Consider the following 24,393-nt stretch of genomic DNA (forward strand, 5'->3'; position numbering starts at 1 on the left):
AGGTAGGCCACGGCGGTTGCGTTAGACAGGCTCGCCTAAATAAGGTGTGCCTACCCTAAAGTTTTGGCGAGAGGTTCTCATGTCCGTGTTTCAAGGCGGTGCCGGGCTCAGCCGGCGTGGATTCCTGATCGGCACCGGCGGTCTCGCCGCGGCCGCCGCGCTCACCGCGTGCGGCAGCAGTGACGACAAGCCGGCGGCCGCCGCCTCCGGGCCGTGGGAGTTCACCGACGACCGCAACCAGAAGGCGGCGCGCGACCAGCGGCCGTCGCGGGTCGTGGCCTACGCCAGCTCGGCCGCCGCCCTGTGGGACTACGGCGTCCGCCCGATCGGCGTCTTCGGCCCGCAGAAGACCGCCGACGGCGCCAAGGAGATCCAGGCCGGCAACATCGACCTGAACGCCGTCACCTCGATCGGCAACGCGTGGGACGACTTCAGCATGGAGAAGTTCGCCGCGCTGAAACCGGACCTGGTCGTCACCGGGCTCACCGGCACCAAGCCGACCGACCTGTGGGTGCTGAAGGACGACCTCGGCCCCAAGGTCCAGGCGATCGCGCCGATCGTCGCGCTCTCGGAGTACAAGGTCACGCTGCCGAAGGTGATCGAGCGCTACGAGCAGCTCGCCGTCGCCCTCGGCGGTGACGCGAACTCCGACGCGATCAAGAAGGGCAAGGACGACTTCCAGAAGGCGTCCGACGACCTGAAGGCCGCGATCAAGTCCAAGCCCGGCCTGAAGGTGCTCGTGGTGTCCAGCGACAAGGACAACCTCTACGTCTGCAAGCCGGAGTTCTTCGCCGACCTCGCGTACTACCGCGACCTGGGCCTGGACATCATCAACGGCGCCGGCGCGGACGACTACTTCGAGACGCTCAGCTGGGAGCAGGCCGGCAAGTACCCGGCCGACCTGATCCTCAGCGACAGCCGCACCTTCGCGTTGTCGCGCCAGCAGCTGGCCGCGATCCCGACGTGGGCGCAGCTGCCCGCGGTCAAGGCGAACCAGCTCGCCGACTGGTCGACCGAGCCGCGGTTCAACCCGGTGCTCGCGGCCCCGGTCATCCAGAAGCTGGCCGAAGTCGTGAAGGGCGCCCGCACCGACATCACCGCCTGAGGAGGCGCACCATGACCAATCCGTTCGAAGACCCCGAAGGCACGTACCTGGTCCTCGTGAACGCCGAGAACCAGCACAGCCTGTGGCCCGAGTTCGTCGACGTCCCGGCCGGCTGGACGACCGCGTTCGGCCCCGCGGCCCGCCAGGCCTGCCTGGACCACGTGGAAGCGAACTGGACGGACATGCGCCCGAAGTCCCTGGCCGACGCCATGGACGCCTGACCCTTCCCCACCACGACACGCCGGGAGCCGCTGGGCTCCCGGCGTGTCGTCTTCCTGTCAGCGCAGCACGCGGTAGGTCAGGTGCGTGACGGAGCCCGCCGCGCGCACTTCCACCTGCTCGAGGTTCAGCGGCGGGACGCCGTCGAACAGCCGGGTGCCGGCGCCGAGCGTGAACGGCGCGACGTGGATCCGCAGCTCGTCGATCAGGCCCGCGGCGAGGTACTGGTTGACGGTGGTCGCGCCACCGTGGATGGAGATGCTCCCGTCCCCGGCCGCTTCGCGGGCGCGCTCGAACGCGGCGTCGATGCCGTCGGTGACGAAGTGGAAAGTGGTCCCGCCCGCCATCGGCTGTGGATCGCGCGGGTGGTGCGTGAGCACGAAGACCGGGCCGTGGTACGGCGGGTCGTCACCCCACCAGCCCTGCCACGGCCGGTCCCACTCGCCGCGCACCGGGCCGAACATGTTGCGCCCCATGATGAACGCCTTCGCCGTCAGCATCCTGGCGAACTCGGCCGGGTGCGCTTCGGGACCTTCGGAGAACCAGGCGTGCAGCTTGTCGCCCCAGCCGTCGCCGCCGTCGTCGCCGAACGGGCGCTCCTCGGTCTGGTTGAGCCCGGCCGCGAACCCGTCGACCGAGATCGTGAGGTCGCACGTCACCGTGCCGTCCGCTGTGGTCATCGCTCTCTCTTCCGTTGCGTGAACACCAGCATGGGCGAGCGGACGCATGACGTCCAATGCCAAAATGGGACTGGACTCATTGATATCCTTGATGAATGCTCAACCTGGTCCACCTCAGGGTCCTGGCCGCGGTGGCCCGGCACGAGTCGGTCACCGAAGCCGCGCGTGAGCTGCACTATTCGCAGCCATCGGTGAGCCACCACCTGGCCCGGCTGGAGGTGACCACCGGCGTCAAGCTCGTCCAGCGGGTCGGCCGGGGAATCCGGCTGACACCGGAAGGGCGGCTGCTGGCCGACCGGGCCGCTGAGATCGTCGGACGGGTCGAGGCGGCGACCACCGAGCTGGCCGCCCAGGCCGGGCTGCAGGCCGGAAAGGTCCGTCTGGCCGCCAACGCCTCTGCTCTCGGCACGATCGTGCCGGCGGCGGCCGGCTTGCTGGCCCGGGCCCACCCGGGACTCGAGCTGAGCCTGTTCGACCGGCACCCGGTCGAAGCGCGGCAGCTGCTGAGGCACGGCGAGATCGACGTCGCCCTCGTCTTCGGCCACGGCGACGTTCCGGTGCCGGAGGAGGGTTTCCGGCTCCGGCACCTCGCTGACGACACGATCCACCTCGTCAGCCGCCACCCCGGCGACAGTCTCGCGAACCACCGCGACTCCGCCTGGATCGGCGGGTGTGACCAGTGCCGAGCCGAGCTGGACGCCGTGTGCCGCCGGGAGGACTTCACCCCGCTGATCGGCTCGTTCAGCGACGACATGGTCGTCGTGCAGTCCCTGGTCGCCGCCGGGATCGGGGTCGCCATCCTGCCTGGCCTCGCGCTGCGGGCGCACCGCCGGGCGGACGTCCACACGACCGAGCTCACCGGGTTCCGCCGCCGGATCCACGCCGCGACCTACGGCGACCCGCCCGACCCGCCGGCCGTCGCCGCTGTCCTGGACGCGCTGACCGAAGCCGCCGTGACAACCGCCTGACAACCGCCTGACGGGCGTCGTCAGGCGCGCTGGCCGGACCAGGCCGCCCAGAGCTTGGCGTACTGGCCGTCCGCGGCGACCAGCTCGTCGTGGGTGCCCGACTCGACGACCGCGCCCGCGTCCAGGACCACGATCCGGTCGGACGCCGCCGCCTGAGTCAGGCGGTGGGCGACGACCAGCGCGGTACGGCCTTCGAGGGCCGCCGCGGCCGCCGACTCCAGGACGCGGGAGCCCGCGCTGCCCGCCTCCGCCGTGGCCTCGTCGAGGATCGCGATCGGCGGGTCGGCCAGCACCAGGCGGACCAGGGCGAGCTGCTGGGCCTGCGTCACCGTCAGCTGGTGGCCGCCTTCGCCGACGACCGTCGCGAGGCCCTCCGGCAGCGCTTCCGCCCAGGACAGCGCCCCGACCTTGGTCAGCGCGGCCCGCAGGTCGTCGTCGGACGCCGACGGCCGCGCCAGGCGCAGGTCCTCGGCCAGCGGCCCGGCGAAGACGTGGACCTCCTGGCTGATCAGGGCCACTGTGCGGCGCGTGGCCTCCGGGCCCAGCTCGTCCAGGGCGACACCGCCGAGCGTGACCGAGCCGGAGCCCGGCCGGTGGATGCCGGCGATCAGCTTGGCCAGCGTCGTCTTCCCGGCGCCGCTCGCGCCGACCAGCGCCACCCGCTCGCCGGGCGCGACGTCCAGGTCGATCTCCCGCAGCACCGGATGACCGTCCACATAGGAGTATCCGATGTCCGACGTCTTCACCGACGCGTCGACCGGGCGCGCCGGCCGCGCGGGCCGGGCCTCGGGCGGCAGGTCGGCGACGCCGATCAGGCGCGCGAGGCTGGCCGCGGCCGCCTGCGCGTCGTCGACCAGGGCCAGGGCGGTGGTGATCGGCCCGAACAGGCTGTGGAAGTACAGAGCCGCGGCCGTCGCGACGCCGACCGTGACCGCGTCCGCCCCGACCAGCAGGAACCCCATCGCCAGGATCGCCGACAGCCCGACGAACTCGGCGAGGTTGAGCCGCGCGTAGAACCGCGTCACCAGGCGGATCCCGCGCAGCGCCAGCTCGACCGCGCTGTCGGAGCGCTTGCGCACCCGCTCGATGTGCGCGTCGCCCATGCTGAACGCGCGGACCGTCTTCGCGCCGCCGATGGTGTCCAGCAACTGCTGCTGTTGTGCACCGACCGCCTCGCGCTGGCTGGCGTACAACGGCTTCGCGCGCGGCACGTACCAGCGCACGGTCCACAGCTGGATCGGCATGGCGATCAGCGCGGCCAGGAAGAACCGCCAGTCGAGCACGGCCAGCGCGCCGAGGGTGAGCGCCACCGTCAGCACCGAACGGCCCAGCTCGGGCAGCGCTTCCCGGACGCCTTCCGCGACCACCGAGACGTCGTTCGTCACGCGCGCGGTGAGGTCGCCGGACCCGGCGCGCTCCAGCTGTTCGAGCGGCAGCCCGAGGGCCCGCTCGACGAAGCGTTCGCGCAGCTCGGCCAGGATCGTCTCGCCGAGGCGGGACACCATCGACACGCCGAGCGCGGTCGTGACGGCCTGCGCCAGCGCGACGAGCACCAGCGCGACCACCGGCGTCACGATCTCGCTCGCCGGCTGCTTCGACGCGACGAGGTCGACGACCCGGCCGAGCAGGGGAGCGGTGAGCAGGCCGATCGCGGTGGCCACGACCAGGGTGGTGAACGCGGCCGCGGCGCGGCCCTTGGCCCGGCCGAGCAGCTCGCCGACGACGGCGCGGATGCGCGGGCCGTCGGCCACGGGGAGGAGTTCCCGGGTCATGACAGCACCGCCGCCCGGTAGTCGGCCCGGCCGGCCAGCTCGGCATGACTGCCCTGGCAGGCGATGCGCCCGTCGTCGAGCAGCACGACCCGGTCGGTCGCGGCGAGCAGGGCCGGGCTGGTGGTCACGAGGATGGTCGTGCGGCCGCGTCGCAGCTGCGCCAGGCCCGCGGCGATGCGGGCCTCGGTGACGGTGTCGACCGCGGTCGTCGGGTCGTGCAGCACGAGCACGGGCGCGTCGACGGCCAGCGCTCGCGCGAGGGCGACGCGCTGGCGTTGCCCGCCGGACAGTGATCTCCCGCGTTCGCTGACGGCGGTCGCGACGCCGTCGGGCAGCGCGCTGGCCACCTCGTCGACGGCGGCCGCGGACATCGCCTCGGCCACGCGGAGCCCGGGTGCGACGTTCTCGGCGACGGTGCCCGCGAACAGGTCCGCGTCGTGCGCGGCGACCAGCACGACTTCCCGGACCCGGCTCGGGTCCACAGTGGACAGGTCGACCGAGTCGATCGACACCGAGCCGGTGGCCGGGTCGGCGGCGCGGCCGAGGCAGTCGAGCAGGTCGGTCGCGGCGGCCGGGTCGGTGGCGACCACGCCGAGCAGTTCTCCAGGCCGGGCTTCGAAGTCGACGTCGCGCAGCGCGCCCCGGCTCAGCGCGGACAGCCGCACGTGCCCGGGCGCCGGGACCGGCAGCGTCGCGGTGCCTTCGCCGACCGCGGCCGGCGCGTTGAGCACGTCGGCGATCCGCCCGGCCGACGCGCGGCCCTGGGCGAGTTCGCCGTTGACCCACGAGAAGATCGAGAACGGCGTGATCAGGTACTGGGCGAGCCCGACCGCGGCGACCAGGTCGCCGATGGTGATGTCGCCTGCCGCGGCGAGGTTGCCGCCGACCAGCGCGACCAGCGCGATGAAGATGCCGGTGAGCGCGAGCAGCGCGCCGTTGTGCCAGGCCTGGGCGCGGGCCGCCTTGAGTGTCGCCTTCAGCGAGTCCTGGCTGGTCCGGCGGTAGCGGTCGACGGCCGCGCGCTCGGCGCCGACACCCTTGAGCACACGCAGGCCGGCGACGAGGTCCGTCGCGATCCCGGACGCGAACGCGGACCGCTCCTGCTCGGCTTCGCTGCGGCGCTCGAGGGGCTTCCCGATGAGGTGCGCGAGGTAGAGCATCGGCGGCGTGCCGAGCAGGACCAGCAGGCCGAGCGGGATCGACATGGTGAGCAGCACGACGGCGCTGACCAGCAGCCCGGCCAGCCCGGCGACGCCGAAGGGCAGCACGCCGTTGAGCTGGCCGACGCGCTTCGCGTCCGACGTTCCGATGCTCACCAGTTCACCCGCGAGGTTGCCGGCTTCGGCGCCGCCGCCGGGGTGCAGCACCCGGCGGCCGAGGTCGAGGCGCAGTTCGTGGGCGGCGCGTTCGGCGGCGCGCTCGCCGGAGCGGGCACCGAGCCGGTAGCTCGTCGACAGGCCGGCGAAGAGCACGCCCAGCACCGCCAGCCAGAGGAGCAGGGTCCAGACCGAGCCGCCCGCGACGGCCTGGTCGATCACGACGCCGATCACCACCGGGACCAGCGCCTCACCGCCCTGGTGGCATGCGGTCAGCAGCGACGCGAGCGCCACCGACCTGCGTTGCCCGGCGATCGAACGGCGGAGGACTTCCCGTCCGGTCGTGCTCACCCGCGCCTCCCTGTCCTGTCGTGGGATAGGTAAGGCTAGTCTAAGTAAATCACTTGCGGGGAAACGGTCGCGTTCGTCTCAGTTCGCGGCCGCGACGGGGTCGGTGGCCGGTTCGCCGAACCGGGCCAGCGCGAGCGCGGCGGCCACGGCCAGTACGAACCCGGCGATCGCGATCAAAGCAAACCCGGGCCGGGTGCGGTCGCCGAGCGCGAGCACCCCGACCAGTGACGGGAACACCGTCTCGCCGAGCACCATCATCGCGGTCGAGGTCGTGACGCTGCCGCGCTGCAACGCCGTCGCGTAGAACAGCATCGCCATCCCGCCCGCCGCCGCGACGGTGTAGGTCGCCGGGTCGGTGAGCAGGTCGAGCGGCGCGAGGCTGGGGATGATCCGCCCGGCGATCGCGACGACGCCGAAGCACAGCCCGGCGACCAGGCCCAGCGCCGGCGTCCGCACCCGGCGGTTCGCCTTCCCGGCGACGATCCCGGCCCCGGCCAGCACCACGACCGCGCCGATCAGCACCAGCCGGAACCCGAGCCCGACGGGGTCCGAGCCCTCGCTTTCGGCGGCCGCGCCGAGCAGGCCGAGGCCGGCGCACACGACGACGATCGCGCCCCACTCCCGTTTGCCCAGCCGGACGCCGAGGAACCGTGCGGCGACGGCGGTCACGGCGAGGCTGGCGGCGAGCGCGGCCTGCACGACGAACAGCGGCAGCACGTGCAGCGCGACGATCTGCGCGACGAACCCGAGGACGTCCAGCGACAGGCCGACCACGAACTTCCACTGGCCGAGCACGCGGACGAGCAGTTTCGGGTCGACGCCGTCGGCCCCGGTGTCGGTCGCCCGCGCGGCGACCGACTGCATCACCGATGCGACGCCGTACGCGCACGCGGCGCCCAAGGCGCAGAGGAGTCCCCACCACATGTCGCCCACCCTATGACCGCCGCGGCTCGGGGCGCTGTGCGTGGGGTTCGCCGGATCTCATGATCACGAGTCTGGCACGGCCCCCGGAAAATGTCGGACCCTCGCGCTAGGTTGCGGTCATGTCGAACACGAGTTCGAAAACGCGCCGGTCCTGGCCCGCTCGCCTGGCCTGGGACGAACTGCGCCTGCAGCTGGACTTCCTGCAGTTCCTCCGCGCCACGGCGGTGAACAAGGTCGCCGGGCTGACCCGCTTGCAAGCCGCGGCGACACCGCTGCCGACGTCACCGCGGATGAGCGCGCTGGGTGTCCTGAAGCACCTGACAGCGGTCGAGCGCTGGTGGCTGGCCATCGAGGCGGGCGGCGCGGACCTGCCGTCGCTGTGGGCGGGCACCCCGGATCCGAGCTGGGACCTGACCGAGGACGACACACCGGCGTCGGTGGTCGCGGCGTACAAGGCGGAGTGGGGCCGGGTGGAGAAGGCGCTGAGCGGCCTCGGCCCCGACGACCGCACGCGGCGGCGGTCGGAGTTCACGGTGCGGTGGGTACTGGCACACGTCATCCAGGAGACGGCGCGGCACGTGGGACACCTGGACGTCCTGCGCGAACTGGCCGATGGCGAGGTGGGCGAGTGAAAGTCGGGTGACGCGCGGCCTCGAGCGAGGGTGAAGGGGGCGAGTGAAACCCGGGGCGTGGGAGCGGCCGACGAGGGGGAGGTCGGGGGATGAAACCGGCTGATCCGGCGGCGCTGGGCGAGGGTGAAGGGGGCGAGTGGAACCCGGGGCGCGGTAGCGGCCGACGAGGGGGAGGTCGGGGAATGAAACCGGCTGACCCGCCGGCGCTGGGCGATGGTGAAGGGCGAGTGGAACCCGGGGCGCGGGACCGTGCCGAGGAGGGGGTGGGCGAGTGAAAATCGGGTGACACGCGGGTTAGCGTGGGTGAGTGGCCGTCGTCGCGGAGTACCGCCGATTTACCGGCCCCCTGGCCCTTCACCGGTGCCAGTGGGGTTTCGGTGCCACGTCCGCGGTCGGCCGCGCCTGACGGCTCGGCATGATCAGTGCGGCTTGATCCGTGCGGTGTGCTGAGTGGTCACGGTTGATCGCGCTGCTTGAGCGGATCAGTTTGTCCCGTCGCGCCCTTCGGGTGATCGAGGCGAGCTGCGAGCGCGTGGAGGTGTGCCGGCCTCACCGGGTGTCCGGGCCAGGGGGAGCAGCCGCCCCTTGTCGCCCCGCTCATCTCGGAGGTCCCGTCATGCCCACCACTCTCACCCCCGCCCAGCTCGCCCGGGACCTCGCCGTCCGGGATCTGACCGATCCGGCCGCCGGGCCGCACGCGATCCAGCTCGTCGTCGACCGCGCCGTCGACGCGCTTGCCGGAGTGAGCGCCGTCCGGCGGTGGCCGGGCGATCGGGTGGTCACCGTCGCCGACAACTACGACAACCTCGGCTACGCCCCGGCCGACGTCACCCGCGACGCGCGCTACACCCGCTACCTCGACGCGGATCGCATGCTGCGCAGCCACTCCAGCGCGCTGATCCCGGCGGCGTTGCGGGCGTTGGCCGCGAACCCGGCCGGCGACGTCCTGCTCGTCTGCCCGGGTGTCGTCTACCGGCGCGACAGCATCGACCGGCTGCACAGCGGCACGCCGCACCAGCTCGACCTGTGGCGGATCACGCGCCGCCCGATGGGCCGGGCCGACCTCGAAGAACAGGTCGGCGCACTGCTCGGCACGCTCCTCCCGGGCCGCCGGTGGCGGCTGGACGACCGGCGGCATCCGTACACAGTGGACGGTGCGCAGCTCGACGTCGAGCACGACGGCGCCTGGGTGGAGGTCGCCGAATGCGGACTGGCCGCGCCCGCGGTGCTGGCCCGCGCCGGGCTCGGCGACGGCTGGTCGGGGCTCGCCCTCGGACTGGGCCTCGACCGGATGCTGATGCTGCTCAAGGGCATCCCGGACATCCGGCTGCTGCGCTCGGCCGAATCCGCGGTCGCCGCGCAGCTGCTCGACCTCGAGCCGTACCGCCCGGTGTCGCTGCTGCCGCCGGTCCGCCGCGACCTCTCGATCGCCGTCGCGGCGGACGACCTCGCGGAAGACCTCGGCGACCGCGTCCGCGACGCGCTGGGTCCGGACGCGGACGTCGTCGAGTCGGTCGAAATCCTGCGGGCGACGCCGTGCGCGGACCTGCCATCGCAGGCGCTGGCACGCCTGGGTGCCGGCAGAGACCAGAAGAACCTGCTGGTACGGCTGGTACTCCGCCCGATGGGCTCGACGCTTTCGGATGCCGAGGCCAACGTCCTGCGCGACCGCGTTCACGCCGCCCTGCACCGGGGCGGCGTCCACCAGTGGGCCGCGGAGCGACCCCGTAGGGTGGGCCCATGACGGATCGGCTCTACTTCCGGCAGCTCCTGGCCGGCCGCGACTTCGCGGTCGGGGACCCGGTGGCGACGCAGATGGTGAACTTCGCCTACCTGATCGGCGACCGCGAGACCGGCGACGCGGTGATCGTCGACCCGGCCTACGCCGTGCGGGATCTGCTGGACGTGCTCGCGGCGGACGGGATGCGGCTCACCGGGGTGCTCGCCACCCACCACCACCCGGACCACGTCGGCGGCGAGATGATGGGCTTCTCACTGCCCGGGATCGCCGAACTGCTCGCCGTCGAGCAGGTGCCGATCCACGTCAACGGCGCCGAGACCGAGTGGGTGCGGCGGGTCACCGGCGTGTCGGCGACCGACCTGTGCGCGCACGACCACGACGACGTCCTCGAGGTCGGCTCCATCCCGATCCGGCTGCTGCACACGCCCGGGCACACACCGGGCAGCCAGTGCTTCCTCGTCGAGGACAAGCTCGTCTCCGGTGACACGCTGTTCCTCGAAGGCTGCGGTCGCACCGACTTCCCCGGCGGGGACGCCGAGGAGATCTACCGCAGCCTGCAGGCCCTCGCCGGGCTGGCCGGCGACCCGGTCGTCTACCCGGGCCACCAGTACTCGGCCGAAGCGTCGGCCGCGCTTTCGGACGTCAAGCGCACCAACTTCGTCTACCGGCCGCGCTCGCTCGACGAGTGGAAGGTCATGTTCGGCGGCTGATCGCCGTTCCACCCACTGATACGACCGGATTTCACGGACTGGGAGCCGGTGTCCACGGATTGACTTCACCCGTTCGTGGCTCGAAGCTCGGGACCATGCATCACGGCGCACTCCTCGTCGCCCGCCTGCACGTCGACCTCCGACGGCAGGCGAGCGCGGCGTGTCCGCTCGCCTGATTCCGCGCTGAAGCCCGAACACCGAAGTCCCCGGGAGAAATCCGTGTCGATTTCCACCACGGGCGTGCTGGCGCGCGCCGAACCGGCCGTCGAACGGCCACCCCGCAAGATCCGGCGCCGGATCGACCTGCGCCGGTGGATCAGCCCGGTGGTGCTCGTCGCCGTCTGGCAGATCGCCAGCGGCACCGGCCTGCTGCCGCCCGACAAGCTCAGTTCCCCGTGGACGGTCCTGCAGGCCGGCGTGGAAGTGGCGCGCAGCGGCGAACTCGGCGACGCGTTCGTCGTTTCGCTCGGCCGCGTCGGCGCGGGGTTCGCCATCGGCGCGATCGTCGGGGTCGTCCTCGGCATCGTCTCCGGGCTGTCGCGCTGGGGCGAAGCGCTCGTCGACCCGCCGGTGCAGATGCTGCGCACGCTGCCGTTCCTCGGCCTGATCCCGCTGTTCATCCTGTGGTTCGGCATCGGCGAGGAGACGAAGATCGTGCTGGTCGCGCTCGGCGTGGCCTTCCCACTCTACCTGAACGTCCACTCGGGAATCCTCGGCGCGGACCCGAACCTCGTGGAAGCCTCGCGGGCGCTCGGGTTCAGCCGCGCGGAACGGCTCTGGCACGTCGTGCTGCCCGGCGCGCTCCCGCAGGCGCTCGTCGGGCTGCGGCAGTCGCTCGGCCTGGCGTGGCTCGCGCTGATCGTCGGCGAAACCGTCAACGCCGACGCCGGTGTCGGCTACCTCATCAACAACGCGCGGGAGTTCCTGCGCACCGACGTCGTGGTCGTCGGCCTCATCCTCTACGCCCTGCTCGGCCTGGTCACCGACGCGCTGGTCCGGCTGCTGGAACGGAAGGTGCTGCGGTGGCGAACCCGGTAGCGGACGTCGCGAACCTGACCAAGCGGTTCGGTGACCGGACCGTCCTCAATGGACTCGACCTGACCATCGGCCGCGGCGAGTTCGTCGCCCTGCTGGGCCGCAGCGGCTCCGGCAAGTCGACGCTGCTGCGGGTGCTGGCGGGCCTCGATGGTGCCGTCGAAGGGCAGGCCGACGTCCACGGCACCGTCTCGGTCGCCTTCCAGCAGCCGCGGCTGCTGCCGTGGCGGAAGGTCTGGCGCAACGTCGTGCTCGGCCTGCGGCAGGACGGCGTCTCGAAGTCGCGCAACCGCGCGCTGGCCGACAAAGCGCTGGCCGAGGTGCACCTCGGTGAGCACGCCGACGACTGGCCGCTGACCCTCTCCGGTGGCGAGGCCCAGCGCGTGTCGCTGGCCCGTGCCCTGGTGCGCGAGCCGGACCTGCTGCTGCTCGACGAGCCCTTCGGCGCCCTCGACGCGCTCACCCGGATCGCCATGCACCGGCTGGTCGAAGACCTCTGGCGCCGGCACCGGCCGGGGGTGCTGCTGGTGACCCACGACGTCGACGAGGCCCTCCTGCTCGCCGACCGGGTCCTGGTCCTGGACGGCGGCCGCATCGTCGCCGAACACCGGCCGGGCGGCTCCCGGCCACGCAACCCCGCCGACCACATCGACGTCCGCCGCCGCGTGCTGGCGGACCTGGGAGTGACCGAAGATGCGTCTGTATAAGGGAATCGCGGCGATCGCGGCGGCGCTGGCGGTGGCCGGGTGCGGCTCGGCCACCGGTGCGAACCCCGGACCGGCCGCTGTGCCGCCGCCGGTGAGCGCGGCCGACCTGGCGAAGGTGACGCTCAAGGTCGGTGACCAGAAGGGCGGCGTGAAGTCGCTGCTCACCGCCGCGAAAGGGCTCGACAACCTGCCGTACAAGGTCGAGTGGTCGACGTTCACCTCCGGCCCGCCGCTGCTCGAGGCGGCGTCGGCCGGGGCGATCGACATCGGCCGCGTCGGCAACACGCCGCCGATCTTCGCCGCCGCCGCGAAGGCGAAGATCGCCGTCGTGAGCGTCTCGAAGAGCAACGTCGAACGCGAGGCGATCCTGGTCCCGGACGACTCACCGCTGAAGGACGTCGCGTCCCTGAAAGGCAAGACGGTCGGCGTCGCGAAGGGCAGCTCCGCCCACGGTCAGCTGCTGAACACGCTGCACAACGCCGGACTGTCGACCAAGGACATCAAGGTGACGTTCCTGCAGCCGGCCGAGGCCTACGCCGCGTTCACCCAGCACACGATCGACGCGTGGGCGATCTGGGACCCCTACACCGCGCAAGCCCAGATCGAGGCCAAGGCGCGGGTGCTGGCCGACGGCCGGGGCGCCTCCAACGGCCTGAGCTTCCAGACCGCGAGCACCGCGGCGCTGGCCGACCCCGGCAAGAACTCGGCCATCCGGGACTTCGTGGTCCGCGTGGTCAAGGCGCAGAAGTGGGCCGACGCGCACCGTCCGGAGTGGGCGGCGGCGTGGGCCAAGGAGACCGGGCTGAAGCTCGAGGTGGCCCAGAAGGCCGTCGACGCCGGCCGGGACCTGCCGACTCCGCTGGACGACTCGATCGTGCAATCGGAGCAACAGCTCGCGGACGCCTTCACCGACGACAAGACTCTGCCGGGGAAGGTGGACTTCGCCGCGTACGCCGACCGGCGGTTCGGTCCGGACCTGGAGACAGCTAGGAGTATCGGATGAGCATCAGGCTGCACTGGTTCCTGCCCACCAGCGGCGACGGCCGCACGATCGTGGAACGCTTCCACGCCAACCGGTCCGCCGGTCCGGCGGCGCAGCGCGACCCCGATCTCGACTACCTCGCCCAGGTGGCCCGCGCGGCCGAGCGGCAGGGTTTCGAAGGCGTGCTGACGCCGACCGGCACGTGGTGCGAGGACGCCTGGCTCTCCACGGCCGCGCTGATCCGCGAGACGACCAAGCTGAAGTTCCTGGTCGCCTTCCGTCCCGGCGTCATCTCGCCGACGCTCGCCGCGCAGATGGCGGGCACGTTCCAGCGCCTGTCGAACGGCCGGGTGCTGCTGAACATCGTCACCGGCGGCGACGCGGTCGAGCAGCGCCGGTTCGGTGACTGGCACGACCACGACGCCCGGTACGCGCGCACCGACGAGTTCCTGACGATCGTCCGCGGCGTGTGGTCCGGGAAGCCGTTCACCTTCGAAGGTGAGCACCTGAAGGTCGAAGGCGCGACGACACTGGCCGCGCCGGACCCGGTGCCGCCGATCTACTTCGGCGGCTCGTCCCCGGCCGCGCTGCCGGTCGCCGCGAAGCACGCCGACGTCTACCTGACCTGGGGCGAGCCGCCCGCGCAGGTGGCGGAGAAGATCGCCAAGGTGCGCGCGCTGGCGGGTGACCGGGACGTCCGGTTCGGCGTCCGGCTGCACACGATCTCGCGCGACACGTCGGCCGAGGCGTGGGCGGAGGCGCAGAAGCTGCTCGACGCGCTGAGCCCGGAGCAGGTCGCGAAGGCGCAGGCGCAGCTGGCCGCGAGCGAGTCCGTCGGGCAGCAGCGGATGGTCGCGCTGCACGGCGGCCGCACCGACGGTGGTGTCCGCGGCCTGGAGATCCACCCGAACCTGTGGGCCGGCGTCGGCCTGGTCCGCGGCGGCGCGGGCACCGCGCTGGTCGGCAGCCACAGCGAGGTCGCCGACCTGATCGAGGAGTACCACTCGGTCGGCGTCAGCGAGTTCGTGCTGTCCGGCTACCCGCACCTGGAGGAGGCGTACTGGTTCGGCGACGGTGTCCGGCCGGAGCTGGCCCGGCGCGGCCTGCTGGCCGGCGTCCCGGCGCTGCACCGGCCGTCCCACCCCGAACGCAACGTCGCCGCGCTTTAGGCACTACCGGAGCCAGCCCCTAGCTCCAGCTGGTCGAGGCGTAGACGACGATGTTGTCGCGGTAGGAGCGTTTGGCCGCGTCGAAACTGCCGCCGCAGGTGATCAGCCGCAGCGCGCTGCCCGGCGCGGGCCCGTAGACCGCGTCGGTGGGGAAGGCGTTCTTCGGGTAGCGCTGGACGCGGTCCACGACGAACCGCGTCTCCTGGCCGTCGGACCGGGTGACGAACACTTCGTCGCCGCCTTTCAGCTCGCGCAGCCGGAAGAACGGCGCCGGGCCGGCCCGCGAGTCGACGTGCGCGGCGATCACCGCGGGGCCGGGGTCGCCCGGCACCGGGCCGGCGGCGTACCAGCCGACGTCCTCGAACTTCGCGGGCGCCTCGAGCTGGTGGTCGGGGCCGAGCCCGAGCGGGACGAGCGCGGGCGCGTCGACGGCGATCGCCGGGATCTGCAAGTGCACCGGGCGTACTTCGGCCGCCGTCGGCAGCGGCTGCGGCCCGGCCGCGGCCGCCGGGGTGGAGGACGACGTCACCGTCGGCGGCGGGGTGGCCGGGGCCGCCGTCGAGCAGCCCGCGGCCACCAGCACCGCGACGAGCAGTACGCCCAGGTCAGCGCGCACGAGCCGCCCGGCGTCGCCGCAGCACGGGCCACGCCGCGAGCGCGGCCAGGAGTGCCACAGCCGACGCCGCCGGCCAGAACGGCGTGCCGGTCGAGACCGGCGCCGTACCGCCACCGCCGGTCTCGACGCCGAACTTCGGCGGGTCGGGCAGCGAGGCGCCGTCGGAGATCGCGTTCGCCTTGAGCGCCCCGCCGTCCTCGGTGACCAGCAGGGTCGTGGACGTCCCGGCCTTCACGTCGACGTCGGCCGTCGACTTCACCGAGCCGCCGCTCAGCTGCAGCGGCCAGCGTCCCTGCGGGACTTCGACGTAGTTCGACGTCATGCCGTACGCCGCGTCCTTGGCGATCGCCATGCCCTGCGGGCCGTCGACGCTGACCGGCGCGATGGCCGCGGACCCTTCGACGACGCGGACCCGGCCCTGGCCCGGCCCGGGCGGGGTCAGGTCGTCGGTGACGAGCTGGCCGTGCAGCGTGCCGTCCGGGCCGTTCGCGAAGACCAGCAGGGAGTAGGCGTTGCGCTCGGCGACGTCGATGGTGGCCGACAGCGCGGGCGGGGTGGTCGAGGCGGCGTCGGCCGCGCGCATCGAGAGGGTGTACTTGCCGGGGGCGAGCGACGAGTACGGGGTGACCGCGCCGTAGCCGGCCTTGCGGATGACGACCTTCTCGGCCTGCCCGAACGGCGCGAAGTAGATGTCCACGGGCGGCACCTTCGGGGAGAGGTGCCCGACCCGGATCCAGCCGACACCGGGACCCGGCGTGGTCGCGGCGGCCGACGCGGGCAGGGGCGTCAGCGCGCCGGTCAGCAGGGCCGCGGCGATCAGCCCGGCGGGTCTGAGCAGGAGCCTGGTGCGCATGACGGGACCTTTCGGGGGTTCTAGGGAGAGGAGAACGGGACCAGCAGTCCCGAGGGTGCGAACAACGGGTAGGTGACGAGCACACCGTCGCGGGTCCGGGCGACGGATGCGGGGCGGAACAGGTCGCGCTGGCCGGTGTAGAACGCGGCCACGCCGTCCTCGCCGCCGGTGAACTGCACGCGGCGGCGGGGCTGTCCGGCGGATTCTTCGCCGGGTACTTCGGGGAACGCCGTGATCCGCACCGGCTGCAGGGCGGCCAGCGCGGCGATCGTGGCGATCAGCCGGGGGTCGACGCGGCCCGCGCGCAGTACGGCGGCTGCGTCCTGGCTGAGGGCGATCCGGGTGGACGCGGCCAGCGCGGCCCCGGCGTGGGCCCGGGCCGAGTCCTCGGTCGACGCGCCCGGGTCGGCCGGCGGCAGGTCGAGGCGGGAGACCGTCACGCGCTGGTCGCCGGAGCCGAACAACGCGACCGTCCCGGCGTCGGTCAAGGCGCCGTCGAGGGCGGGGTAGCGCTGCCGGAGGCCGGTGGCGTCCCCGGTGAAGACCGCCCACTCGGCGGTCGGGCAGACGGCCGCGCAGGCGGCGGGCGCGGCCATCATGCCGGTGGGCCAGCCCGCGTTCGCGAACTCGGCCCAGGCTGCGTCGTCGACGAGCAGCCGGGCACCGGAAGCGTTGTCCCGCAACCATCCCTGCGCGTCGGTCAGCGGCCCGCTGCGGTCGGGGGACGGCTTCAGCCCGGTGAACCCGTACGCCCAGCCGACGCCGACCACCAGGACGAAGACGGTGCCGGCGACGACGAGCCCGGTCCGGCCGCCGGACCGGGCGTGGTGCGCGGCCCGGCGTTGCCGGGTGAGGACCTGGGCGACCCCGGCCACCAGCAGCGGGGTCACCGGCAGCAGGAGGGCGAGCACCGCCGTGTCGGGCACCCCCGGGACGAGCAGCATCCCGACGAGCAGCAGGCCGGACACGGCGAACGGCCGCAGCGCGGCGACCGCGAGCGCGGCGACGAGCGCGAAGCTCGACAGCACCGCCCACGCCGGGTCCAGGGCCACCCAGTCGGCGACGGTCGGGTGCCCCGCGGCGGCGAGATGGGGCCGCAGCACGGCGGCGGCCGGGCCGAACGCGACGCCCAGCCCGAGGTTGAGCAGCACGGCCACCAGCGCGGCCCGGGTCGGCGACCGGCGCACGAGCAGCCAGCCGGCGGCGGGCAGCAGGAACAGCGCCAGGGGAGAGGTGAGCACGGCCGCCAGCAGGCACACCGCGGCCAGGACGTCGTGGCGGACCTTGGCTTCGGGGGTGGTGATCAGCACGAGCGCGCCCAGTGCCCACACGGCCGCCAGGTGCTCGACGACGACCAGCCGCTGCAGCCCCAGCGCCAGGGGTGACACCGCGACCAGCAGCACCGCCGCGGTGGCGGCCCAGCGCGTCAGGCCGAGGCGGCGGGCCAGGAACCAGAGCAGGATCGTGCCGACGACCGCGGCCACGAGCATCGTCTCGCGGACCGCCGCCAGCGCCGTGGCCGAGCGGCCGAACGCGTCGGAGACCATCGTGTAGGCGGACAGCTGCAGCCCGCCGAACCGGCTGAGCCCGGCGCCACCGGCGTCGGTGAACGGCGTGAGGTGGCCGAGCGCGTAGGCGTGCGCGACGGTCGCCGCTTCGGACGGCAGAGCCGGCGCCGCCGCGGCCAGGTAGAGCACGCGCAGGCCGCCGGCCAGGGCCAGCAACGCGAGCACGATGTCGAGGGACAGCAGGCGGTGCGCGGCCGAGGGGCGCGCGCCGGGCTGCTCGGAGAGGGTCGCGGGGGAGCGGCCCGAGAACGTCGTCCCCCAGCTGTGCTGGGCCATTGGACGGATCGTAGCCGCTGCGGATCACCCGTCCAGCTCGGGAGGGTCACGTCATCCGGACGGCCTAGAGATCGTCTTGATGATCAAAAACCCTTGTGCGGCAGGATTATTTCCGACTGTCCGGAGTGGATCCGGAAAGCGTCCGGGTCAACGCGAGTGCGACCGTGCGGACGGCGGGGGCAACCCGTTCGGTCCGCATCCGGTTGGCCCAGCCCGAAATCGACACGGCCGCCACCGCGACGCCGCGCGCGTCGAGCAGCGGGCTGGCCGCGCACACGACGCCGACCCCCGATTCCTCCCGCTCCAACGCGATCCCGTCTTCGCGGATCCGGGTGAGCTGGCGCCGGAGCAGCCCGGGCGCGGTGATCGTTTTCGGGCTCATCCGGGGTAATCCGGCGTCGATGACCTGACTCACGACGGATTCCGCGGAAAACGCGAGGATCGCCTTGCCGACGCCGGTGGCGTGCGCGGGAAACCGGCCGCCGATGCGCGACGGCAGGGTCGGCGCGTCCGGCCCGCGCAGGACGTCGAGGTAGACGACTTCGGTGCCTTCCAGGATCGCGAGGTGGACGGTGTTGCGCGTCGCCTCGCGCAGATCCGCGAGGTACGGCCGGGCCGCTTCGACGAGTCCTCTGCGGGGTGAAGCCAGTTGGCCGATTTCGAACAGCCGCAGCCCGAGCCGGACGGCGCCGTCTTCGCGCGTCAGCAGGCCGGTCTCGGCGAGGTGGCCGACGAGCCGGTGCACGGTCGTCTTCGCCAGCCCGGTCCGGCGGGCCAGCTCGGACACGCCGAGTGACTCGTCGCCCGGCCGGAAGGCCTCGAGGAGCGCGGCGAGGCGGGCCGCGACGAGACCGTCGCCGCTCGCGCCGTCGTTCCGCCCAGCGGTACGCATGGGTTGAGTGTGCCCGATCTTCGCGGGACTGTCAGCCGGCGGAGGTGAGGCCGGTGGCGTCAGCGGGCCAGGTCGTCGGCGCCGAGCACGAGTTTCACGCAGTGGGCGACGAGCCGCTCGCGCGAGACCTTCAGCGAGCCGTCGAGGTAGGCGATGAAGACGTTGCTCAGCGCGCCCACCAGCCCGACGGCGACCAGCTGCCGTTCGGTTTCGTCGCCGCGGGAGAGCTGTTCGCCGACGACGGCGGCGAACACCGGCAGCAGGTGCAGGCCGCGCCGGGTGAGCGCGGGGTCGGTCAGCGGGGCGAGCAGCAGGATCCGGCCCTTGCGGGGGTCGTCGACGATCAGCTCGACGAACGCGCGCACGGCGTTCTCGGCCCGCAGTGTCGGGTTCGGCGCGTCCCGCACGGCGTCGACGAGGGCTTGGCGCGCCTGTTCACCGACGTGCTCGTAGACCGCCGCGACGAGCTCCTCGCGGTCGGCGAAGCTCTCGTAGAAGTAGCGCTCGGTGAGCTTCGCGTGCCGGCAGACCGCGCGCACGCTGGTGGCGGCCGAGCCTTCGGTGCCCAGCAGCTCGAGGCCCGCGGCGACGAGCTGCTCGCGCCGGAGCGCCTTCCGGTCGTCCAGCGTCGTGCCCGCCCAGGTCCGGCCCGGCATATCCGCTCCTCGGTTGACTACGTGTGTTGTCAGATCCTAGCCTGACAACAGCCGTAGTCAGTTCGAGACTCGACGAGGAGCCGCCGATGCCTAAACGCTTTGAGGGGGTCCGGGTGGCGAAGCCCCCGGCTCGGGGCGGAGCCCCGAATGTCACAGAGCCGCTGGGCCCCGACTCGCTGACCTGGAAGTACTTCGGCGACTGGCGTGGCCTGCTGATCGCGCTGTGGGCCGGGTCGATGCAGAACATGCACCCGGGCCTGGGCGCGGGCGTCGAGCAGCACTCGCGGTTCTTCGAGGAGCGCTGGCAGCGGCTCTTCCGCTCGCTCTACCCGATCGGCGGGGTCGTCTACGACGGCCCGCGCGCGCGGCAAACCGCCCTGGAAGTCCGCGGCTACCACGACCGGATCAAGGGGATCGACGCGCGCGGCCGCCGGTATCACGCGCTCGACCCCGACACCTACTACTGGGCGCACTCGACGTTCTTCGTCAGCACGATCCTCATCGCCGACCACTTCATGGGCGGCATCGGCGAGGCGGAGAAGCGGCGGCTGTTCGACGACCACGTCACCTGGTGGCGGATGTACGACATGAGCATGCGGCCGGTGCCGGAGAGCTGGGAGGACTTCCAGCGCTACTGGAAGCACATGTGCACCGAGGTCCTGGAGGACAACAAGGCCACCCGGGACGTCCTCGACCTCACCGGGATCGCGAAGCCGCCGTTCCTGCCGTGGCTGCCGGACGCGCTCTGGCGGCCGGTGAGCGTGCTGGTCGCGCGCACCTTCGCCTGGCTGACGACCGGGCTGTACGACCGCGAGATCCGCGACCTGCTCGGCCTGCGCTGGTCCGACCGCGACGCGCGCCGCCACCGTCGGGTGGGGAAGCTGATCAACGCCGTGTTCCAGCTCGTCCCGCACGACCGCCGCTACCACCCGCGGGCCCGGGCGGGCTGGCGCCGCGTCCGCGGCGAGGTGGCTCCGGACGCCGCCGTGGTCGAGACTCCACCCAGGAACCTGCCGCCGCTGTCCGAACGCGGCAAACCCGAGCACTACGCGCCGAACATCTAGGAGGATTCGTGAAGCTGGGATTCCACGTCGGGTACTGGGGCAGCGGGCCGACCCCGGGTGCGCTGGAGGCGGTCCTCAAGGCCGAGGAGCTCGGCTTCGACTCGGTGTGGACGGCGGAGGCCTACGGCTCGGACGCGTTCACGCCGCTGGCCTGGTGGGGCTCGTCCACGAGCCGGATCCGGCTCGGCACCAACATCGTCCAGATGGCCGCGCGCACGCCGACCGCGACGGCGATGAGCGCGCTGACCCTGGACCACCTGTCGGGTGGCCGGTTCGTGCTCGGGCTCGGCGCGTCCGGCCCGCAGGTCGTCGAAGGCTGGTACGGCCAGCCGTACCCGAAACCCCTCGCGCGGACCCGGGAGTACGTCGACATCGTGCGGCAGGTGCTGGCCCGCGAGGCGCCGGTGACGCTGGACGGGCAGCACTTCCAGCTCCCGCTGAAGGGCGGGGCCGGGCTGGGCAAGCCGCTCAAGCCGACGGTGCACCCGCTGCGGGCCGACGTCCCCATCCACCTCGCCGCGGAGGGCCCGAAGAACGTCGCGCTCGCCGCCGAGATCTGCGACGGCTGGCTCCCGCTGTTCTTTTCGCCCAAGAGCAACGACTTCTACAAGGCGGCGCTCGAAGAGGGCTTCGCGCGACCGGGCGCGCGGCGCACGCTGGAGACGTTCGAGGTGCCCGCGTCGGTCCCGGTGATCGTCCACGACGACGTCGAGGAGGCGGCGAGCTGGATCAAGCCGTCGCTCGCGCTCTACATCGGCGGCATGGGCGCGAAGAGCGTGAACTTCCACCACGACGTCTTCGCACGGCTGGGCTACGAGGACGTCGCGGACAAGGTCCAGGAGCTGTACCTCGCGGGCCGCAAGGAAGAAGCCGTCGCCGCGATCCCGACGTCGCTCGTCGAGGACACCTCCCTGGTCGGCCCGACGGCGAAGATCCGCGAAGAGCTGAAGGCGTGGGAGGACACCGTGGTCACCCAGCTGCTGCTGCGCGGGGACGCGGCGACCCTGGAGAAGATCGCCGAAGCCCTGGGCTGACCTGCGAATCGACGGCGCCCGGGCGGCTTGACGGCACTTTTGTCGGGTTGCCCGGGTGGCCGGGGTCACGTACGGTCCGCAACTAACGCGAAAGTCGTTCACGTTAGTCGGGAGACCGTATGCGGGTGAGTCGTCGTCACGTCCTGGCCGGAGCCGCCGCCCTGCCCTTCGCCGCCGCCGTGGTCAGACCCGCCGCGGCCGCCGAGACCGCGCTCCGGGTCGGCGTCGGGATCGGCGACGTCACCGGGCCCGCTGCCGAGAACGGCATGATGGGCTACTCCATGCCGCAGCAGCAGACGGCCGGCATCCACCTGCGGACCCGGGCCCGCGCGTACATCGTGGACGACGGGACCAGGCGGATCGTCTTCGTCACCGCCGAACTCGGCGCGTTGTTCCAGTCGGTCCACCAGGGTGTCCTGCGTGAACTCGCACGGAAGTACGGGAACACCTACACCGAGCGGAACGTGCTGCTCAACGCCACCCACACGCACTCGGCGTGCGGCGGCGACTCGCACTACGCCGCCTACGACCTGTCGATCCTCGGGTTCCAGCAGCAGACCTACGACGCCGTCGTCGCCGGGATCGTCGAGGCCGTCGGCCACGCCCACGACAACCTGAAGCCGGGTGAACTCAGTCTCGGCCGCACCGAGCTGACCGAGGCCAGCGCGAACCGCTCGCGCGTCGCCTTCGAGCTCAACCCGGACAAGGGCCACTTCCCGCTCTCGATCGACCCGGCCGTCACCGTGCTGCGGTTCCGCCAAAGCGGCAAGGACGTCGGCGCGATCACCTGGTTCGCCACGCACGGCACGTCGATGAGCAACGGCAACCACCTCATCAGCAGCGACAACAAGGGATACGCCGCCTACACGTGGGAGCACGACCACGCCGGCGTCCGCTACCTCGACGGGCCGCCCGGGTTCGTCGCGGCGTTCGCCCAGACCAACTCCGGCGACATGACGCCGAACCTGAACCTCCAGCCGGGCACGCCCGAGACGGAGTTCCAGAACACCCAGCGCATCGGCGAACTCCAGTTCCAGGCGGCGAAACGCGCGTTCGACGCGGCGAACGAGTCCGTGACCGGCGGCGTCGACCACCGGATGACCTACGTGGACATGTCCGCCGTCGACGTCGACCCGAAGTTCACCCCGGACGGCCGTCCACACCGGACGTGCACCGCGGCCATCGGCGTCTCGATGCTGGCCGGCAGCACCGAAGACGGGCCGGGCCTGCCGCTGCCCGAAGGCGTCAAGAACCCGTTCATCGACTGGCTCGGCGGCATCGACGCGCCGATCCCGCAGGCCCTCGCGGACGCGCAGGCGCCGAAGGTCGTCGCGGTGCCGTTCGGCGCGATGAAGCCGTATCCGTGGGCGCCCGAAGTGCTGCCGCTGCAGATCGTCCGGATCGGGCCGCTGCACCTGGTCGCCGGGCCCGCCGAGTACACGATCGTCGCCGGGCTGCGGATCCGGCAGACCGTCGCCGCGGAACTCGGCGTCCCGCTGGAGAACGTCCTCATGCAGGGCTACTCCAACGCCTACAGCCAATACGTGACGACGCCGGAGGAGTACGACTCACAGCAGTACGAAGGCGCGTCGACCCTCTTCGGCCGCTACACGCTCCCCGCCTACCAGCAGGAGTTCGGCAAGCTCGCCGCCGCGATGAAGGCCGGCGCTCCGGTCCCGCACTGCCCGGTCCCGCGCGACCTGCGCGGTAAGCTGGTCAACTTCCAGCCCGGCGTCGTCTTCGACACCGCGCCGCTGCTGAAGAGCTTCGGCGACATCGTCACCGACGCGAAGAGCAGCTACCGGCGCGGCGAGGAGGTGTCGGTCGCGTTCGTGACCGGCCACCCGAAGAACGACCTGCGCCGCGACGGCACCTTCCTGGAGATCCAGCAGTACCTGGACGGCCGCTGGGTCCGCTACGCCGACGACGGCGACTGGGCCACGAAGTTCCGCTGGACCCGGACGTTCGTGTCCGAGTCACGCGCCGAGGTCACCTGGGACATCCCGGCGAACACGCCGGTCGGGAAGTTCCGCGTCGTCCACTTCGGAGCGTGGAAGCACGGCCTGACCGGCGCCATCGCCCAGCTCAGCGGGACCTCCCGCGCCTTCGTCGTCTCCTGAACCTCCGGAAAGGACCCAGCGTGCGCAGGACCGCCATTCTCGCCGCCGTCGTCACGACCGCACTCGCTCTCCTCACCGCGCCCGCTCACGCCGCGCCCGCGAGCGTGTCCGTCCTGAGCTTCAACCTGTGGCAGCTGCCGTGGATCGCCAACCCGAACACGTCGGACAAACAAGCGCGGGCCGAAGCCGCCGAGCGCGTCATCCGGGCCCGGGCCGCGGACGTCGTCGTGCTCGAAGAGGCCTTCAGCGCCCAGGCCGAAAGCCTGCGCGACCGGCTCGTCGACGCTTATCCGTTCCAGACGCCGCTGGTCGGGCAGTCCTGCTCGACGTCGCCGGGCTGGACGTCGGTGAGCGGCAACTGCTCGAACTCGCCGATCGTCGTCAACGGCGGCGTCACGGTGCTGAGCAGGTACCCGATCACCGAGAAGCACCAGCTCGTCTACCGCAGCTCCTACTCCGGCACCGCCGACTACCTGGCCAACAAGGGCGCGGCGCTGGTCCGGATCTTCGCCCACGGCAAGGCGCTCTGGCTGGCCGGCACGCACCTGCAGGCCGACGAAGCTCCCGACACCCTGCCGAAGGCGCACCAGATCCGGATGGCGCAGCTCGGCGAACTGCGCGACCTCGCCGCCGCACACGCCCCGGCCGCGGACCCGGTGGCCATCGCCGGCGACCTCAACATCGAGTACTGGGCCGGGCAGGGCCGCCGTGACACCCTGGGCCGCTCCCAGTCCGAGCAAGGCGAGGCCGTGCTCGGCGGGACGCTGCGGACGGCCGGCGCGGGGGAGTACAGCTTCGACGCCGTCACCAACCCGGACGCGGCGAAGTCCGTCCCGGCGACCTACCGCGATTCCCTCGACTACGTCGGCTCGCTGCGACGCGCCGAGGTCGGCCCGGTACAGCTGGTGCATTACGACGGTGGCACGATTCCCTCCGACCACTACCCGGTGCTGGCCGAGATCCACTACTGATCGCCTCATCGGATTTCTCTTCGAGGAGGACC

The 24,393-nt window shown here is 72.3% G+C and carries 23 protein-coding genes; 14 read left to right on the forward strand and 9 right to left on the reverse strand.

Translation table 11 applies throughout. The features are described 5' to 3' along the window. Window positions 1–79: 79 nt before the first annotated feature. Together OG494_RS11570 and OG494_RS11575 are read left to right on the forward strand one after the other, a co-directional pair. Window positions 80–1,105, forward strand: coding sequence for an ABC transporter substrate-binding protein (locus tag OG494_RS11570; RefSeq protein ID WP_328454756.1), 1,026 nt, complete (start codon window positions 80–82; stop codon window positions 1,103–1,105). Window positions 1,106–1,116: 11 nt separating this feature from the next. Further along, window positions 1,117–1,326 (forward strand): MbtH family protein, encoded by a 210-nt coding sequence (locus OG494_RS11575; protein WP_328454758.1) that lies wholly within the window; start codon window positions 1,117–1,119, stop codon window positions 1,324–1,326. Between the two features lie 57 nt (window positions 1,327–1,383). Here OG494_RS11575 and OG494_RS11580 read toward each other — a convergent pair whose 3' ends face one another. Then, window positions 1,384–2,004, reverse strand: a complete 621-nt coding sequence (locus tag OG494_RS11580; protein WP_328454760.1) for a dihydrofolate reductase family protein — start codon at window positions 2,002–2,004, stop codon at window positions 1,384–1,386. Between the two features lie 95 nt (window positions 2,005–2,099). Between OG494_RS11580 and OG494_RS11585 the strand changes: the two genes are divergently transcribed. Next, on the forward strand, window positions 2,100–2,972 hold the full coding sequence (locus tag OG494_RS11585; protein ID WP_328454762.1) for a LysR family transcriptional regulator: 873 nt from the start codon (window positions 2,100–2,102) through the stop codon (window positions 2,970–2,972). 20 nt (window positions 2,973–2,992) lie between these two features. Here OG494_RS11585 and OG494_RS11590 read toward each other — a convergent pair whose 3' ends face one another. The 3 genes from OG494_RS11590 to OG494_RS11600 form a co-directional block, all read right to left on the reverse strand. Beyond that, a complete protein-coding gene (locus tag OG494_RS11590) occupies window positions 2,993–4,744 on the reverse strand; it encodes an ABC transporter ATP-binding protein (protein ID WP_328454764.1) in 1,752 nt (583 codons plus the stop codon). Next, window positions 4,741–6,411, reverse strand: a complete 1,671-nt coding sequence (locus tag OG494_RS11595) for an ABC transporter ATP-binding protein (RefSeq protein ID WP_328454766.1) — start codon at window positions 6,409–6,411, stop codon at window positions 4,741–4,743. The genes OG494_RS11590 and OG494_RS11595 overlap by 4 nt, the downstream gene beginning before the upstream one ends. Before the next feature lie 78 nt (window positions 6,412–6,489). After that, a complete protein-coding gene (locus OG494_RS11600) occupies window positions 6,490–7,335 on the reverse strand; it encodes a hypothetical protein (RefSeq protein ID WP_328454768.1) in 846 nt (281 codons plus the stop codon). Between the two features lie 119 nt (window positions 7,336–7,454). On the opposite strand from OG494_RS11600, the gene OG494_RS11605 reads away from it, so the two are divergent. The 7 genes from OG494_RS11605 (at window position 7,455) to OG494_RS11635 (ending at window position 14,311) form a co-directional block, all read left to right on the forward strand. Continuing rightward, window positions 7,455–7,967, forward strand: coding sequence for a DinB family protein (locus OG494_RS11605; RefSeq protein ID WP_328454770.1), 513 nt, complete (start codon window positions 7,455–7,457; stop codon window positions 7,965–7,967). Between the two features lie 616 nt (window positions 7,968–8,583). Then, window positions 8,584–9,711, forward strand: a complete 1,128-nt coding sequence (gene srmL, locus OG494_RS11610; RefSeq protein WP_328454772.1) for a PheS-related mystery ligase SrmL — start codon at window positions 8,584–8,586, stop codon at window positions 9,709–9,711. Next, a complete protein-coding gene (locus tag OG494_RS11615; RefSeq protein WP_328454774.1) occupies window positions 9,708–10,418 on the forward strand; it encodes an MBL fold metallo-hydrolase in 711 nt (236 codons plus the stop codon). Before srmL ends, OG494_RS11615 begins: the two co-directional genes overlap by 4 nt. A 219-nt stretch (window positions 10,419–10,637) precedes the next feature. After that, entirely contained in the window at window positions 10,638–11,456 is an 819-nt protein-coding gene (locus tag OG494_RS11620; RefSeq protein ID WP_328454776.1) for an ABC transporter permease, read from the forward strand. After that, window positions 11,441–12,160 (forward strand): ABC transporter ATP-binding protein, encoded by a 720-nt coding sequence (locus OG494_RS11625; protein WP_328454778.1) that lies wholly within the window; start codon window positions 11,441–11,443, stop codon window positions 12,158–12,160. The genes OG494_RS11620 and OG494_RS11625 overlap by 16 nt, the downstream gene beginning before the upstream one ends. Next, a complete protein-coding gene (locus OG494_RS11630; protein WP_328454779.1) occupies window positions 12,147–13,163 on the forward strand; it encodes an ABC transporter substrate-binding protein in 1,017 nt (338 codons plus the stop codon). Before OG494_RS11625 ends, OG494_RS11630 begins: the two co-directional genes overlap by 14 nt. Further along, window positions 13,160–14,311 (forward strand): LLM class flavin-dependent oxidoreductase, encoded by a 1,152-nt coding sequence (locus OG494_RS11635; RefSeq protein WP_328454781.1) that lies wholly within the window; start codon window positions 13,160–13,162, stop codon window positions 14,309–14,311. Before OG494_RS11630 ends, OG494_RS11635 begins: the two co-directional genes overlap by 4 nt. Before the next feature lie 19 nt (window positions 14,312–14,330). On the opposite strand, the gene OG494_RS11640 is transcribed toward OG494_RS11635, so the two are convergent. The 5 genes from OG494_RS11640 to OG494_RS11660 form a co-directional block, all read right to left on the reverse strand. Further along, window positions 14,331–14,927, reverse strand: a complete 597-nt coding sequence (locus OG494_RS11640) for a class F sortase (protein ID WP_328454783.1) — start codon at window positions 14,925–14,927, stop codon at window positions 14,331–14,333. Further along, complete coding sequence (locus OG494_RS11645) at window positions 14,917–15,780, reverse strand: DUF4397 domain-containing protein (protein ID WP_328454785.1); 864 nt, start codon at window positions 15,778–15,780, stop codon at window positions 14,917–14,919. The genes OG494_RS11640 and OG494_RS11645 overlap by 11 nt, the downstream gene beginning before the upstream one ends. A gap of 20 nt (window positions 15,781–15,800) precedes the next feature. Then, window positions 15,801–17,624: a glycosyl transferase gene (locus OG494_RS11650; RefSeq protein WP_328454787.1), complete on the reverse strand. Its 1,824-nt coding sequence runs from the start codon at window positions 17,622–17,624 to the stop codon at window positions 15,801–15,803. A gap of 106 nt (window positions 17,625–17,730) precedes the next feature. Further along, a complete protein-coding gene (locus OG494_RS11655; RefSeq protein WP_328454789.1) occupies window positions 17,731–18,516 on the reverse strand; it encodes an IclR family transcriptional regulator in 786 nt (261 codons plus the stop codon). Between the two features lie 59 nt (window positions 18,517–18,575). Then, window positions 18,576–19,172, reverse strand: coding sequence for a TetR/AcrR family transcriptional regulator (locus OG494_RS11660; protein WP_328454791.1), 597 nt, complete (start codon window positions 19,170–19,172; stop codon window positions 18,576–18,578). An 86-nt stretch (window positions 19,173–19,258) separates the two neighbouring features. On the opposite strand from OG494_RS11660, the gene OG494_RS11665 reads away from it, so the two are divergent. The 4 genes from OG494_RS11665 to OG494_RS11680 all read left to right on the forward strand — a co-directional run bounded on the left by OG494_RS11665 (window position 19,259) and on the right by OG494_RS11680 (window position 24,361). After that, window positions 19,259–20,236, forward strand: a complete 978-nt coding sequence (locus OG494_RS11665; protein ID WP_328454793.1) for an oxygenase MpaB family protein — start codon at window positions 19,259–19,261, stop codon at window positions 20,234–20,236. Window positions 20,237–20,244: 8 nt separating this feature from the next. Beyond that, a complete protein-coding gene (locus tag OG494_RS11670; RefSeq protein WP_328454795.1) occupies window positions 20,245–21,270 on the forward strand; it encodes an LLM class F420-dependent oxidoreductase in 1,026 nt (341 codons plus the stop codon). A gap of 119 nt (window positions 21,271–21,389) precedes the next feature. Then, window positions 21,390–23,390 (forward strand): neutral/alkaline ceramidase, encoded by a 2,001-nt coding sequence (locus OG494_RS11675; protein ID WP_328454797.1) that lies wholly within the window; start codon window positions 21,390–21,392, stop codon window positions 23,388–23,390. A 20-nt stretch (window positions 23,391–23,410) separates the two neighbouring features. After that, on the forward strand, window positions 23,411–24,361 hold the full coding sequence (locus OG494_RS11680) for a sphingomyelin phosphodiesterase (RefSeq protein WP_328454799.1): 951 nt from the start codon (window positions 23,411–23,413) through the stop codon (window positions 24,359–24,361). The last annotated feature ends 32 nt before the right edge of the window (window positions 24,362–24,393 follow it).

The organism is Amycolatopsis sp. NBC_00438, from assembly GCF_036026695.1.
GTDB lineage: Bacteria > Actinomycetota > Actinomycetes > Mycobacteriales > Pseudonocardiaceae > Amycolatopsis.

Excerpts from the sequence above, each read along its gene's own strand:
- OG494_RS11570 (WP_328454756.1), top strand. The coding sequence starts at position 80 with ATGTCCGTGTTTCAAGGCGGTGCCGGGCTCAGCCGGCGTGGATTCCTG.
- OG494_RS11575 (WP_328454758.1), top strand. The coding sequence starts at position 1,117 with ATGACCAATCCGTTCGAAGACCCCGAAGGCACGTACCTGGTCCTCGTG.
- OG494_RS11580 (WP_328454760.1), bottom strand. The coding sequence starts at position 2,004 with ATGACCACAGCGGACGGCACGGTGACGTGCGACCTCACGATCTCGGTC.
- OG494_RS11585 (WP_328454762.1), top strand. The coding sequence starts at position 2,100 with ATGCTCAACCTGGTCCACCTCAGGGTCCTGGCCGCGGTGGCCCGGCAC.
- OG494_RS11590 (WP_328454764.1), bottom strand. The coding sequence starts at position 4,744 with ATGACCCGGGAACTCCTCCCCGTGGCCGACGGCCCGCGCATCCGCGCC.
- OG494_RS11600 (WP_328454768.1), bottom strand. The coding sequence starts at position 7,335 with ATGTGGTGGGGACTCCTCTGCGCCTTGGGCGCCGCGTGCGCGTACGGC.
- OG494_RS11605 (WP_328454770.1), top strand. The coding sequence starts at position 7,455 with ATGTCGAACACGAGTTCGAAAACGCGCCGGTCCTGGCCCGCTCGCCTG.
- srmL (WP_328454772.1), top strand. The coding sequence starts at position 8,584 with ATGCCCACCACTCTCACCCCCGCCCAGCTCGCCCGGGACCTCGCCGTC.
- OG494_RS11615 (WP_328454774.1), top strand. The coding sequence starts at position 9,708 with ATGACGGATCGGCTCTACTTCCGGCAGCTCCTGGCCGGCCGCGACTTC.
- OG494_RS11630 (WP_328454779.1), top strand. The coding sequence starts at position 12,147 with ATGCGTCTGTATAAGGGAATCGCGGCGATCGCGGCGGCGCTGGCGGTG.
- OG494_RS11635 (WP_328454781.1), top strand. The coding sequence starts at position 13,160 with ATGAGCATCAGGCTGCACTGGTTCCTGCCCACCAGCGGCGACGGCCGC.
- OG494_RS11645 (WP_328454785.1), bottom strand. The coding sequence starts at position 15,780 with ATGCGCACCAGGCTCCTGCTCAGACCCGCCGGGCTGATCGCCGCGGCC.
- OG494_RS11650 (WP_328454787.1), bottom strand. The coding sequence starts at position 17,624 with ATGGCCCAGCACAGCTGGGGGACGACGTTCTCGGGCCGCTCCCCCGCG.
- OG494_RS11655 (WP_328454789.1), bottom strand. The coding sequence starts at position 18,516 with ATGCGTACCGCTGGGCGGAACGACGGCGCGAGCGGCGACGGTCTCGTC.
- OG494_RS11660 (WP_328454791.1), bottom strand. The coding sequence starts at position 19,172 with ATGCCGGGCCGGACCTGGGCGGGCACGACGCTGGACGACCGGAAGGCG.
- OG494_RS11665 (WP_328454793.1), top strand. The coding sequence starts at position 19,259 with ATGCCTAAACGCTTTGAGGGGGTCCGGGTGGCGAAGCCCCCGGCTCGG.
- OG494_RS11675 (WP_328454797.1), top strand. The coding sequence starts at position 21,390 with ATGCGGGTGAGTCGTCGTCACGTCCTGGCCGGAGCCGCCGCCCTGCCC.